Raw genomic sequence first — 13,536 nt, 5'->3', positions numbered from 1 at the left:
GCACCCCTTGGTCCTCCCCTGTCACAGCCGCTCATTATGTCAGGCGGCATTCGTTGAATGTGAACGTTCACCTAAATGGGAACGTTCTCTTTGTCAATCTGGCTCGCATACGATTGCGGGCAATGTGATGCAAAAATGCTGCACCTTTTTGCGCAGCAAAATCGCCGTTGGCTGCACTCAGGAGGGAAAAGCAGGAGCCCGGCTGACGAGTGCCGGGAGCGGCCGGTCCATGACGCCGGCGAACCAGCCCGCCGCCTCGACGAGGCCGGGCAAGGACAAGCCCGTCGCGATACCGCTGCGCTCCAGCATATAGGCGACATCCTCGGTCGCGACATTGCCCGCGGCGCCCGGCGCGAAGGGACAGCCGCCGATACCGCCGAGCGAGGCGTCGACCACCGCGGCGCCCTCGCCCACTGCCGCCCAGACATTGGCGAGGCCGGTGCCGCGCGTGTTGTGGAAATGCACCCGCACCGGCAGCGGCGCGATCGCTTCGGCGACGCGGCCGACCAGTTCGGCGACCTGTGCGGGAACGCCGACGCCGATCGTATCGGCGAGCGCGACCTCGCGCGGATTCGCATCGGCGGCGCGCTTCGCCATTTCGACCACATGGTCGATCGCCACCTCGCCCTCGAACGGACAGCCGAAAGCGGTCGCGATGGTGATCTGCGCGCTTCGCCCCGCCGCTTTCGCCAGCGCGACGATCTCCCGCGCCGCATCGAGCGATTCGGCCGCAGTCTGTCCCTGATTGCGAATCCCGAACGTGTCGCTGGTTACGCACACCGCGCCGAGTTCGTCGATCCGCCCGGTGGCGAGCGCGCGCTCCGCGCCGCGGCGGTTGAGGACGAGGCCGATGTAGGTGACGTCGCTCCGCTCGGGCAGCAGCGCGACCAGTTCCTCGGCGTCGGCGAGCTGCGGCACGCGCTTGGGATTGACGAAGCTCGTCACCTCGATCCGCCGCGCGCGCCAGGCGATCGCGCGCTCGATCAGGCCGAGCTTGTCGGCGGTCGCGACGATGTCCTTTTCGTTCTGGAGCCCGTCGCGGGGGCCGACTTCGACCATTTCCACTCGCTTTTCCATCGTCGTTCAACTTCTCGATCGTCGCGCACATTTGGCAGGTTGCCAATTGCATAGCATTCTAAGTATATCATGGCCATGGCTTGCGGCGCGTTTCGCCGCATAAGGGTCATGATAGGCGAGATGGACGCCCGAAGGGAGCGATATGACGAACGGGGACGGCAAGGCGGGGGCGCTGCACGGCATCAGGGTCGTCGAGATGGGGCAGTTGATCGCCGGGCCCTTCTGCGGTCAGCTGCTCGGCGACATGGGCGCCGAGATCGTCAAGCTGGAGCCGCCCGAAACCGGCGACCAGATGCGCCACTGGGGCCAGGGCGACAGGCCGAGCTGGTGGCGGGTGATCGCGCGCAACAAATATTCGGTCGCCGCCGACCTGCGCAGCGAGGCGGGACAGGCGCTCGCGCGCGAGCTGATCGCGAAGGCCGACATATTGATCGAGAATTTCCGCCCCGGCACGCTCGAGAAATGGAATCTCGACCCCGCCGAACTGCGCAAGGCCAATCCGGGGCTGATCGTCGTGCGCGTGTCGGGTTACGGCCAGACCGGCCCCTATTCGCAGCGCGCGGGCTTCGGCGGCATCGGCGAAGCGATGGGCGGCTGGCGCGGCATCGTGGGCTATCCCGACCGGCCGCCGGCGCGCATGGGCGTGTCGATCGGCGACACGCTCGCCGCGACCTATGGCTGCATGGGCGCGCTCGCCGCGCTGCATCACCGCAGCCGCACCGGCGAAGGCCAGATCGTCGATTCGGCGCTCTATGAAGCGGTGCTGCAGGTGATGGAATCGACCGTCGCCGACTATTCGGCGAGCGGGACCAAGCGCCGGCGCACCGGATCGACGCTGCCGGGCATCGCACCCTCGAACGTCTATCCGTGCCGCGACGGCGAATATCTGATCGGCGCCAATCAGGATGGGGTGTTCGCGCGGCTCGCCGCCGCGATGGGACGCCCCGAACTCGCGAGCGACGAGCGCTACGCGACGCACCGCGCGCGCGGCGCGCGGCAGGAAGAACTCGACGCGCTGATCGGCGACTGGACGCGGACGATGACGATCGCCGAACTCGAGGCGAAGATGATCGAGGCGGGAGTGCCCGCCGGACGCGTCTATGACGCCGAAGATATGTTCGCCGACCCGCATTTCGCGGCGCGCGAGGCGCTCGTCACCCTGCCCGACGCCGAATTCGGCGAAGTGACGATGCAGGGAGTCTTCCCCAAGCTGTCGGCGACCCCCGGCTCGGTCCGTCGCCCGGCCCCGCTCGAAGTCGGGCAGGATACCGAAGAGGTGCTGAAACGCTGGCTCGGGCGATAGGCTTGCCGCGTCGATGAATCGCCTGGCAAAGTTCGTGTGCTCCCGCGAAGGCGGGAGCCCATCTCCCGACGGTGCCATCTTGCACTGACAGGAGATGGGTCCCCGCCTCCGCGGGGACACACGAACTATCGCGGGCATTCATCCAGACGACAAACCTCTTGCCTACCCCACCCGCGCCGCCGCCTCGATGATCGGCAGGAATTTCGCGGCGGTCAGGCTGGCGCCGCCGACCAGCGCGCCGTCGACGTCGCGCGCACCGAGCAGATCGGCCGCATTGTCGCCATTGACCGATCCGCCATAGAGCAGGCGCACCGCCGCCGCACCCTCACCGATCCGGTCGGACAGGGCGGCGCGGATCGCGCCGTGCATCGCGGCGACATCCTCGATCGTCGGCACGCGGCCGGTGCCGATCGCCCAGATCGGTTCATAGGCGACGGCGAGCCGCGCGGGGTCGAAGTCGCCGGGCAGCGAACCCTGCACCTGCGCCAGCACATAGTCGATCGCGCCGCCCGATTCGCGCACGGCGAGCGGTTCGCCGACGCAGAGGATCACCGACAGCCCGGCGGCCAGCGCCGCCCCCGCCTTCGCTTTGACGTCGGCGTCGCGCTCGGCGAACCCCTCGCGGCGTTCGCTGTGGCCGACGATGACGAGCGCCGCGCCGGCATCGGCGAGCATCGGAGCCGATACCGAGCCGGTGAAGGCGCCCGACGGCTGCGGGTGGCAATCCTGCCCGCCGGTCGCGCCGCCAAGCGCCGCCATCGGGCCGATCAGCGTGAAGGGCGGGCACAGCGCGACATCGACGGCTTCGTGCGCGCGGGCGCCGGCGAAAATCGCCTCGGCCTCGGCCAGCGCGCCGCTGAGCCCGTTCATCTTCCAGTTGCCGACCACATATTTGCGCCGCACCATTCATCCCTCCTCGTCGCGGGTCTCGTCGCCCGCGGAGCTGGCCCTAGAACATCATCGTCCTTGAATGAAGCGCCTGTGAAAGATCATGTGTCCCCGCGGAGCCGAAGGCGGCGCGTAGCGCCAACGCGGAGACCCAGATCCTGCCCATGCAAGATAGAGCCGTCGGGAGATGGGCTCCCGCCTCCGCGGGAGCACACGGGCTTACTCACTCAAAGATGATCATACATCGGGGCGGCGCGCAAGCGGGCCGAATCCGTTTCCCGCCTTGATGCAGCCCGGCCTCCCGCCTAAAGCAGCGCCCGACCGCGCCTTCGTGCGCCCAGCCGCGAAAGATTGCCCCTTCGATGATTACCGCCCTTCGCCGCCTTTTCGGATCTGCCGTCGGCAAGTTCCTCGCGCTTGCCTTTGTCGTGATCGTCGGCCTCGCCTTCGCGCTGGGCGATGTGACCGGCAACTCGAGCTTCGGCGGCATCGGCGGCGCGAATGTCGCGCGCGTCGGCAACACCGACATCGGCCTTGGCGAACTGCGCGACCGGGTGCGGATGGCGTATAACCAGACGCGCGAACAGCAGCCCGGATTGACGATGGCGGCCTTTGTCGAATCGGGCGGGCTCGATCAGGTGCTCGACCAGCTCGTCGAGGGCGCGGCCTTCGAGCAACTGGCCGAAGATATGGGCTTTGGCGTGAGCAAGCGGCTCGTCGACGGCCGCATCGCCGACCTTCCGGTCTTTGCCGGCGTGTCGGGCAGTTTCGACCAGGCGCGTTTCGAGGCCTTTCTGACGCAGAACGGCATGACCGAGACGCAGCTTCGCCGCGACATCGCGCAGCAGCTGCTCGCCGAACAGGTCGCCGCGCCGATCGGCCGCGTGCCGGCGGTGCCGCCCGCGATGGCCGAGCCCTATGCGGCGCTGCTCCTCGAAAAGCGGCAGGGTCTGGCGACCTTCGTGCCCGCGAGCCCCTTTGCGCCCAAAAGCGATCCGGGCGACGATGTGCTGCGCAAATATCTGACGCAGAATGTCGCGCGCTATTCGATCCCCGAGCGCCGCGTGATCCAATATGCGCTGTTCGATCGTGGCTCGGTCAAGGCGCCACCGGTGACCGACGCCGAAATCGCCGAATTCTACAAGCGCAACGCCGCGCAATATGCCGCCAAGGAAACGCGCCGGCTGGCGCAGGTGATCGCCCCCGACAAGAAGACTGCCGACGCCATCGCGGCCAAGGTTCGCGGCGGCGCGTCGCTGTCCGATGCCGCCAGGGCCGCGGGGCTTTCGAGCTCGAACACCGGCGACCTCACCCAATCGGCCTATGCCGCGACGACGAGCGCCGACGCCGCCAAGACCGCCTTTGCCGCCAGGGAGGGCGAGCTTTTGGGCCCGACGCAGACCGAACTCGGCTGGTCGATCGCGCGCGTCGAAAATGTCACCACGACGCCGGCGCGCAGCCTGGCCGACGCGACGCCGGAGATTCGCGCCCAGCTCGAAAAGAACAAGGCCGAAGAGGCGGTCGTCGATTATTATAACGCGGTGCAGGATGCGGTGAACGGCGGCGCCTCGATCGAGGAGGTCGCGTCCGACCGCAAGCTGGAACTGCACGAGACCCCCGCGATCCTGCCGAGCGGCAGCGCGCCCGCGAAGCCCGACTTCGCCCTGTCGCCCGACCTCGCGCCGATGGTCACGCAGGCGTTCCAGGGCGCATCGGAAGGCGAAGGCCAGCTCGCGACGCTCAAGCAGAATGAGCAATTCGCGGTCTTCGCGGTCAAATCGATCGTCGCCGCCGCGCCGCCGCCGCTTGGCCAAATCCGCAGCGAACTGCTCGCCGACTGGCGCCTCGCGCAGGGCCAGAAGGTCGCCCGCGACAAGGCGCGCGCGATCGTCAAGGCGGTCGAGGGCGGCAAGGATCTGCCCGCTGCGGTCCGCGCCGCCGGGCCCAATATCGGCAATGTCCAGGCGATCGGCGGCAGCCGCGCCGAAATCGCCCGCGACGGCGCGCAGGTGCCGCCCGAACTCGCACTGCTCTTTTCGATGGCCGAGGGCAGCGTCAAGACGCTCGAAATCCCCGGCAATCGCGGCTGGATGGTGATTTCGCTGGGCAAGGTCGACCGCCCCGACGCCAAGGACATCGACCCCGAACAGGTCAAGGGCCTCGCACGGCCGCTCGGCCCGGCATTCGGCAACGAACTGGTCGCGCAACTCGCGACCGAGGCGAAGCGCCGCGCCGAGGTGCAGATCAACAAGGACCTGCTCGAGCAGCTTCGCAAGGAGCTGACCGGAGCGGCCGCGGTTCAGTAGAAGTGGCGCTCGAGGGCAGAGCCGCAGCGCTCGAGGCGCTGGCGCAGGGGCGCAGCGCGGTCGTCTGGCAGCGGCTGATCGCCGACGTCGAAACGCCGGTTTCGGCCGCGCTCAAGCTGATCGAGCCGGGGCGCGGCGACTGGGTGCTCGAATCGGTCGAAAGCGGCGAGACGCGCGGGCGCTACAGCCTGATCGGGCTCGATCCCGACCTGATGTTCGAAGCGACCGGCGATGCGGCGCGGATCAACCGCGACTGGCGCCACGACAAGGGCGCCTTCGTGCCGCTGGCGGGCGGCGCGCTGCAGGCGCTGCGCGACCTGGTTGCCGAATGCCGCTTCGACGTGCCCGAAGGCCTGCCCAAGGCGCTGGCAACGCTCGTCGGTTTTTTCGCCTATGAAACGATCGGCCTCGTCGAGCGCATTCCGCGTGCGCCGGGCGCGGGGCTCGGCCTGCCCGACATGATCTTCGTGCGCCCGACGACGATCCTCGTCTTCGACCGGCTCGCCGACGAACTGTTCCTGATCGCGCCGATCTGGCCCGACGCCGACGGCGCGATCGACCGGATGATCGAGGCGGCGAACGACCGGCTCGAAGGCATCGCCGCGCGGCTGTCGAGCGCGAACGCGCACGCCGCGCGCGCAGCCACCGGCGCGCAGCCGGGCGACATCGTCCGCAACGCCGCAACGAGCCCCGAACGCTATGCCGAAATGGTGCGCGCGGCAAAGGATTATATCGCGGCGGGCGACATTTTTCAGGTCGTGCTCTCGCAGCGTTTTTCGACCCCCTTCGACCTGCCGCCCTTCGACCTTTATCGCGCGCTGCGGCGGATCAACCCCTCGCCCTTCCTCTATTTCCTCGACCTCCCCGGCTTTGCGCTGATCGGATCGTCGCCCGAGATATTGGTGCGCGTGCGCGACGGCGAGATCACGATCCGCCCGATCGCCGGCACCCGGCCGCGCGGCCGCACGAGCGCCGAGGATGCCGAGAATCGCGAGAGCCTGCTCGCCGATCCCAAGGAGCGCGCCGAGCATCTGATGCTGCTCGACCTCGGCCGCAACGACGTCGGCCGCGCGGCGAGCGGCGGCAGCGTCACCGTTACCGACAGCTATACCGTCGAATATTACAGCCACGTCATGCACATCGTATCGAACGTCATCGGCCGCCTGTCGCCGGGCAAGGATGCGATCGACGCGCTGTTCGCAGGCTTTCCCGCCGGCACCGTCAGCGGCGCACCCAAGGTGCGCGCGTGCCAGATCATCGCCGAGCTCGAAGCCGACGTCCGCGGGCCCTATGCGGGCGGGGTCGGCTATTTCGCGCCCGACGGCAATATGGACAGCTGCATCGTGCTGCGCACCGCGATCGTCAAGGACGGCACCATGTATGCGCAGGCGGGCGCGGGCATCGTCGCCGACAGCGATCCGGCCTATGAACAGCGCGAATGCGAAGCCAAGGCGGGCGCGCTGTTCGCTGCGGCGCGCGAGGCGGTGCGGCTTGCGGGGACGCCGGGATACGGGCAGTGATTTTGCGCGCAGAGGCGCAGAGATCGCAGAGAAATGGGTCAGATGGTTCACGCGGAGACGCGGAGAGATGGCACTTGCCGCAAAGCGGCCCTTGTCATCTCACGCCGCGATTTGATGCGACGTCGAGATGGAATGGGGCCTGACGGCCCGGCGCTTCCTCTCCGCGCCTCCGCGTCTCCGCGTGAACTATTTCCTCTGCGATCTCTGCGCCTCTGCGCGCATTTATTCCGGCTCGGAGCCGACGACATCGCCCTTCCCCCACCGCGCCAAAGCGATTAGGGCGACGTCCATGATCCTCGTCATCGACAATTACGACAGCTTCACCTTCAACCTCGTTCATTATCTGATCGAGCTGGGGGCCGAGGTGCGCGTCGAGCGGAACGATGCGCTGACCGCATCGCAAGCGCTCGCGACGGGGGCCGACGCGTTGCTGATCTCGCCGGGGCCCTGCACGCCGAACGAGGCGGGGATCAGCCTCGATCTCGTCGCCGCCTGCGCCGATGCGGCGCGCCCGCTGCTCGGCGTGTGCCTGGGACATCAGGCGATCGGGCAGCATTTCGGCGGCACGGTGCAGCGCGGCCACCTGATGCACGGCAAGACCTCGCCGGTGTGTCACGACGGCAGCGGACTGTTCGCAGGCCTGCCCTCCCCCCTCACCGCGACGCGCTATCACAGCCTCGAGGTCGTCGATATTCCCGACTGCCTGCCGATCAACGCGACGAGCGACGATGGCGCGGTGATGGGTTTCCGCCACGCCGAGCTGCCGATCCATGGCGTGCAGTTCCACCCCGAAAGCATCGCGACCGAACATGGTCATGCGATGCTCGCCAATTTCATGGCGCTGGCGGGGCTGCCGGTCGCCAAGCGGCAGGCGGCATGAGTCGCTTCGGCCCCTTTCCCGACCCGGCGGCGCTTCTGGATCGGGACGAAGCCGAGGCGGCGTTCGCGACGATGCTCGACGGCGGCGGCAGCGACGATGAGGTCGCGGCCTTCCTGTCGGCGCTGTCCGACCGCGGCGAGACCGCGACCGAGATCGCCGCGGCAGCGCAGGCGATGCGCGACCGGCTGATCCCGATCGAGGCCCCCCAAGGCGCGATCGACGTTTGCGGCACCGGCGGCGACGGGCATCATACGTTGAACGTCTCGACCGCGGTGTCGATCGTCGTCGCGGCGTGCGAGGTTCCGGTCGCAAAGCATGGTAATCGCGCCGCTTCCTCCAAGTCGGGGGCCGCCGATACCTTGGAAGCGCTCGGCCTCGACATGGCGCGCGCGAGCGAAATGGCCGAAGCACAGCTTGCCGATCTCGGCATCTGCTTCCTCTTCGCCGCGCACCACCATCCGGCGATGGCGCGCATCATGCCGATCCGCAAGGCGCTCGGCCGCCGCACCATCTTCAACCTGATGGGGCCGCTCGCCAATCCGGCGCGCGTGCGGCGCCAGCTGATCGGCATCGCGCGCCCCGCCTATGTCCCCGTTTATGCCGAGGCGCTCCACCGGCTCGGCACCGACCATTCGCGCGTGATCTCGGGCGACGAGGGGATCGACGAACTGTCGCTCGCGGGCGGCAACGAGGTCGCGGTCGTCACCCCCGAGGGCGTTCGGATGCAGCGCAGCCACGCCGCCGACGCGGGCCTGCCGACGCGGCCGATTTCGGATATCCGCGGCGGCGATGCGGCGTATAATGCGAAGGCGCTGCGAGGCCTGCTGATGGGCGAGCCCGGCGCCTATCGCGACGCGGTGCTCTATAATGCCGCCGAGGCGCTCATCGTCGCGGGCGCCGCGGATACGCTCGTCGAGGGCGTCGAGGAAGCCGCCGAGGCGATCGACAAGGGCCTCGCCAACGCGCTGCTCAATTGCTGGATCGCGTATAAATGAGCACTTTTTTCCTCGTCATTGCGAGCGAAGCGAAGCAATCCAGAGCGGTCTTGCGCAGCTCTGGATTGCCGCGGGCCTGCGGCCCTCGCAATGACGGACAAGCGGGACGCACCCAGTGAACAAGCTCACCGAAATATTGGCGACCAAGGCGGAGGAAGTCGCCGAGCGCCGCAAGTCGCGCTCGGTCGCCGCGCTCGACGCGGTCGATGCCGGCCCGGTGCGCGGCTTCGCCGCCGCGCTGGAGGCGAAGATCGCCGCGGGCGGTTTCGGCCTGATCGCCGAAATCAAGAAAGCCTCGCCGTCCAAGGGGTTGATCCGGGCGGATTTCAATCCTGCCGATCATGCGCGCGCCTATGCCGCGGGGGGCGCGGCCTGCCTGTCGGTGCTCACCGACGCGCCTTATTTTCAGGGGCATGAGGAATATCTGATCGCCGCGCGCACGGCGTGCCCCTTGCCGGTGCTGCGCAAGGATTTCATGATCGACCCGTGGCAGGTCGCCGAAGCGCGTTCGATCGGCGCCGATGCGATCCTGATTATCGTCGCGGCGCTCGAAGACGGCGCGATGCGCGAGATCGAGGCCGCGGCGATCGAACGCGGCATGGACGTGCTGGTCGAAGTGCATGACGAAGCCGAGCTGGAGCGCGCGCTGAGGGAGCTCAAATCGCGCCTGATCGGCGTCAACAACCGCGACCTCAGGACTTTCGAGACCGACCTCGCGGTCACCGAACGCCTCGCGAAGCTGGTGCCGCCGGGAACCTTGCTCGTCGGCGAAAGCGGCATTGCGACCCACGCCGATTGCCGGCGGCTCGCGGCGAGCGGCGTGCGCGCTTTCCTCGTCGGCGAAAGCCTGATGCGTCAGGCCGACGTCACGGCGGCAACGAAAGCCTTGCTCGAGGGCTGAAGCGCGCGCTTGGAGCCTTTCCGGGCTAGCCGGGATCGCGCGCGGGGAGGGTCAGGGTGAAGCGCGCGCCCTGCCCCGGCGCGCTTTCGACCGTCAGGTCGCCCTCCATCGCGCGCGCGAGGCGCCGCGCGATATAGAGGCCGAGCCCCGAGCCGCCGCTGTCGGTGCGGCCGAGGCGTTCGAATTTCTCGAACACCACGTCCTGCTGGTCGGCCGACAGCCCCTGCCCCTGATCGGCGATCGTCACCGAGGCGCGGTCGCCGTCGCGATCGACGCGGATCCAGATCTGCGAATCGAGCGGCGAATAGCGGATCGCATTGCCGAGCAGGTTCAACAGCACCTGCAAGACGCGGCGGAATTCGCCCCACGCGGGCATCGGATCGTCGGGGCGCGGGGTGTCGATGCGAATCCCCTTTTCCTCGGCCTTCATGCCGAGCAGCCCGACCGCGCGCCGGGCGAGGTCGCCAAGGTCGATCTCATCGCGCGCCGCCTTGAAGCCGGGGCGTTCGATATTCTGCAAATCGGCGAGATCGTCGACGAGCCCGAGCAAATGCCGTCCCGCATGGGCGATGTCGCCGGCGTAGCGCGCATAATCGGCGCGGATGGGTCCGTCGAACTGGCCCGAGATCGTTTCGGCGGTGGCGATGATCCGGCTGAGCGGGCCGCGCAGCGCACCGTCGATCCGGCGCCCGAACTGCGGATCGGACAGCGGCAGCGAGCCGAAGGCGGGATCGGTGCGCGGTTCGGGTGCGCCCGCCGCCGAACCCGGCCCGTCGACCGGGACCGCGATGCCGCGAAAGCCGGTAAAACGCCCGGTTGCATCGAACTGGGGGTCGCCCGAGAGCATCCAGGCCGCATGGGCATTGGCGCCGGCAACGCGCACGCGCTGCCCCTCGAAGCGTGATTGCTGCGCGAGCGCGCGCAGGACGGCGAACCGCCCCGCCTCATTGGGCTGCAGCTCGAACTGTTCGGACAGCGACAAGCCTTCCCAGCCGGCCGGCACCGGCGGCGCATCGACGCCGGCGCGCAGCACGACCAGGCGCAATTGGCCGTCGCATTCCCACGCCCAGGCGTGCGGCGCCGCGGCCATGTCGGGAATCGAGGGCACCTGCGGCTGGCCGACCGGCCCGGTGCGCCAGTCGCTGATCTCCAGATCGGCGCCGTCGGCATCGGGCATGACCCGCACCAGAGCGTGGATGTCGCTGTGATCGTCGGCGGCATAGAGCGGCCGGCTGATGTCGCGCTGAAGCCGCTGGGCGAGCGCGACGAGCCGCGCGAGTTGCGGCAGCGCCAGCGGCCGGTCGAGCCCCGCCCCGGCGCGCCGTTGCAGCTTCAACAGCGGGGCATCGGCGCTGACCAATATGCCCGCACGGTCGATCCGGCCCCGGACGATGCGCTCGCTCATCCCCGCACCTCTGCCCACGGCGCCGAATGGTCGGCCAGAACGCCGGGAACGGCGCGATCGGTGAGCTGGGCGAGCGAGGCTTCGAGCGGCGCGAGCGCGGCGCGGTCCAGGCGCAGCGGTGCGAGCAGCAACGGCAATGCCGCCGGTTCGGCGCTGAGGAGCGCCACTGCCATCGCTTCGAAACGCGCGCCATGCGCCGAAGCCGCAAGCGCGATCAGCGCCGGCCAGTCGTGCCGCGCAATCGCCGTTTCGGCCGCTTCGGCGAGCGCCTGTTCGGCCGCCAGCGCCGCATGATAGTCGCGTGCAGCGGCGTCGATTCCGGGGGCGCTCGCCTGCTTCGCCATCAGGCCGTTGACGGCGTTGCCGAGCCTTGCCCCCTCCCCCTGATCGCCCTCGATCCGGCCGAGCTGCCAGGCGGCGATGTCGAGCAGCAGCGTGCGGAACAGCGCCGGGTCGAGGTCGGCCGGCGCAATGCAGGGGCTGCCGAGCGCATCGCGGCGGCGCCCGTCGGCGATCTGCAGTTGCAGATAGGCGCGATCGACCGCCGACAGCGTCTCCTGCTCGCTCTCCGGCCGCGCATCGCCCGCCGCGCCGGCGAACGGCATCGCCGCCTGCTGCATTGACTGTTCGCGCCAGCGATGTTCCTCGGCGCGCGCAAAACAGGGCGCGGCGAGCCGCGCCGCCGCCGGCACGCCGTCGGCAAGCCAGCTCTGCCACAATATGTCCGCGTCGATCCCCCGGTCGAGCTCGCGCGCGATCTCGCACACCAGGCGCCGCGCGATGCCGAGCGCCAGCGCGCGCTGCTCCTCGGTCAGCCGCCCGGCCGCAGGCGCCGCCAGATAGGCCGCCAGCTCGGCGAGGCGCGCCGGCAGCGTCGACGGCGGCAAATCAATGCCGGGGGGGACGAAAGAGTCACTCATGCGTGTCGGGCCATATCAGAATGGCGTTAATGCGCTCTAAACCTTGAAGCGCACCGTCTTACCGCGCCTCCGGGCGCCGCGCGAGACGCAACCACAGCAGGATCTGGAACAGCGCGAGGAGCGGCAGGATCGCGAACATCGGCGCCGCGAAGCCGAACAACAGCGCCGGCGCGAGCATGATCCACGCCTGATCGGCGTCGGGCAGCAGCCAGTGGAAGCGCCGTTTTTCGCCCGAATCGACATAGAGCCAGCGCGCGAGCAGGATCGTTGCGGCGAGGCAGGGCGCCAGTGCGGCCTGTGAAAAGGGCGGCATGACATGGCCCGGCGCGGCGAGCGAAAGCAGCCAGGGAAAGACCGCGAGCAGCACCCAGGCGAAGGTACGGATGACCTCGCGCCAACGGTCCTGCGCGGCGCTTTCGGCGCGGAAGGCGGACAGGAAGCGCATCGCCGCGAGGCCGAGCCCGCCGAACACCGCCACCAGCGCCCCCGCCGCCGCGAGCCCGCTCGCCGCGAGCAGCGCGACGATCACCCACGACAGGCCGGTCAGAAAGGGCAGATAGCGCGCGGTCGCGGGCGAGCGGACGAGCAGCGGCCCCGCGAGCCGGACGAGCGGCATCATGATCGCCGAGCGGCCGAGCCCCATGCCGCCATATTCGACGCGTTGCAGGCTCGATTGCTCGATCAGCGCCGCGGTCGGGCGATCGGCGACGATCGCGATCTCGCCCTGCTCGAACAGCGCGGGTTCGCAATAGAGCCGCCGCGATCCCGCCTGCACCGCGAGGCGGAGCAAGGTGAGCATCATGTCCCATTCGCCGGGCATCGCGGCGAGTTCGGCGACCATCGGCTGCGAGATGCACGCGAGCCCGCCCCAGCGCCGCGTCGCGTCGATCCGCTCGAACCCCTGCGTCAGCACCGTGTCGCCGGTGACGAGGATCGCGGGCGACCCGGGCTTGGCGATCGCGGCATAGTGCGTGCCCCCGGCGCGCAGCCCGTCGGCGACGAGGATGATGCGGTCGTCGGGCTCGACGAGCGGCAGCAGGTCGCCGGCGCCGCGCACCGGCGTCACCTTCATGCCGCGGCGCCGGATGCGGTCGCAGGTCGCGAGCAGTTCGCCCGGCACGGCGCCCACCGACACCGCGATATGCGTGACGCCGACATCGGCGAGCCGCGCCGCCTGCCGTTCGAGCAGAGTCTCGCCCGCCACCGACACGAGCGCGCGCAGCCCGCCATCGGGCAGCGGCTCGCTGGCCCCCACCAGCGCGATCAGGGCCATGGGCCGTCAGGGATCTTGGAAAAGCGCATGGCGCCGAACCTTTAGGCGCAGACCGTCGATTGGCAAGC

11 protein-coding genes are annotated in these 13,536 nt (G+C 69.2%); 6 read left to right on the top strand and 5 right to left on the bottom strand.

Annotation, left to right across the window (positions count from 1 at the left end; all coding sequences use genetic code 11):
- Positions 1 to 177: 177 nt before the first annotated feature.
- Positions 178 to 1,059 carry a hydroxymethylglutaryl-CoA lyase gene (locus tag KNJ79_RS07000; RefSeq protein ID WP_317153369.1) on the bottom strand — a complete coding sequence of 294 codons (882 nt, stop codon included), beginning with the start codon at positions 1,057 to 1,059 and terminating at the stop codon, positions 178 to 180.
- Between the two features lie 160 nt (positions 1,060 to 1,219).
- Here KNJ79_RS07000 and KNJ79_RS06995 point away from each other — a divergent pair, with 160 nt between their 5' ends.
- Positions 1,220 to 2,380, top strand: a complete 1,161-nt coding sequence (locus KNJ79_RS06995) for a CaiB/BaiF CoA transferase family protein (RefSeq protein WP_317153368.1) — start codon at positions 1,220 to 1,222, stop codon at positions 2,378 to 2,380.
- Between the two features lie 162 nt (positions 2,381 to 2,542).
- Here the strand turns inward: KNJ79_RS06995 and tpiA are convergent, their stop codons facing one another.
- Positions 2,543 to 3,286, bottom strand: a complete 744-nt coding sequence (tpiA, locus tag KNJ79_RS06990; protein ID WP_317153367.1) for a triose-phosphate isomerase — start codon at positions 3,284 to 3,286, stop codon at positions 2,543 to 2,545.
- A 344-nt stretch (positions 3,287 to 3,630) separates the two neighbouring features.
- Between tpiA and KNJ79_RS06985 the strand changes: the two genes are divergently transcribed.
- From KNJ79_RS06985 to trpC, 5 genes are all read left to right on the top strand, one after another.
- A complete protein-coding gene (locus tag KNJ79_RS06985) occupies positions 3,631 to 5,574 on the top strand; it encodes a peptidylprolyl isomerase (RefSeq protein ID WP_317153366.1) in 1,944 nt (647 codons plus the stop codon).
- Between the two features lie 2 nt (positions 5,575 to 5,576).
- The gene (gene trpE, locus KNJ79_RS06980; RefSeq protein WP_317153365.1) at positions 5,577 to 7,094 is read left to right on the top strand and encodes an anthranilate synthase component I; all 1,518 of its coding nucleotides are present in this window, start codon (positions 5,577 to 5,579) and stop codon (positions 7,092 to 7,094) included.
- Between the two features lie 289 nt (positions 7,095 to 7,383).
- Entirely contained in the window at positions 7,384 to 7,974 is a 591-nt protein-coding gene (locus KNJ79_RS06975; RefSeq protein ID WP_317153364.1) for an anthranilate synthase component II, read from the top strand.
- Positions 7,971 to 8,969 carry an anthranilate phosphoribosyltransferase gene (gene trpD, locus KNJ79_RS06970; RefSeq protein WP_317153363.1) on the top strand — a complete coding sequence of 333 codons (999 nt, stop codon included), beginning with the start codon at positions 7,971 to 7,973 and terminating at the stop codon, positions 8,967 to 8,969. The genes KNJ79_RS06975 and trpD overlap by 4 nt, the downstream gene beginning before the upstream one ends.
- A 115-nt stretch (positions 8,970 to 9,084) precedes the next feature.
- Positions 9,085 to 9,870, top strand: coding sequence for an indole-3-glycerol phosphate synthase TrpC (gene trpC / locus KNJ79_RS06965; RefSeq protein WP_317153362.1), 786 nt, complete (start codon positions 9,085 to 9,087; stop codon positions 9,868 to 9,870).
- 25 nt (positions 9,871 to 9,895) lie between these two features.
- Here the strand turns inward: trpC and KNJ79_RS06960 are convergent, their stop codons facing one another.
- Genes KNJ79_RS06960 through KNJ79_RS06950 form a run of 3 tightly spaced genes read right to left on the bottom strand, consistent with a single transcriptional unit; the run spans position 9,896 to position 13,468 of the window.
- The gene (locus tag KNJ79_RS06960; protein WP_317153361.1) at positions 9,896 to 11,275 is read right to left on the bottom strand and encodes a sensor histidine kinase; all 1,380 of its coding nucleotides are present in this window, start codon (positions 11,273 to 11,275) and stop codon (positions 9,896 to 9,898) included.
- Entirely contained in the window at positions 11,272 to 12,195 is a 924-nt protein-coding gene (locus KNJ79_RS06955) for a hypothetical protein (protein WP_317153360.1), read from the bottom strand. Before KNJ79_RS06955 ends, KNJ79_RS06960 begins: the two co-directional genes overlap by 4 nt.
- Positions 12,196 to 12,253: 58 nt before the next feature.
- Entirely contained in the window at positions 12,254 to 13,468 is a 1,215-nt protein-coding gene (locus KNJ79_RS06950; RefSeq protein WP_089214114.1) for a hypothetical protein, read from the bottom strand.
- Between the last annotated feature and the right edge of the window lie 68 nt (positions 13,469 to 13,536).

Source organism: Sphingopyxis indica (genome assembly GCF_032879645.1).
In the GTDB taxonomy this organism is placed as follows: domain Bacteria; phylum Pseudomonadota; class Alphaproteobacteria; order Sphingomonadales; family Sphingomonadaceae; genus Sphingopyxis; species Sphingopyxis indica.
The sequence above is the reverse complement of the archived record's forward strand: the minus strand, read 5'-3'. Positions and strand labels throughout refer to the sequence as shown.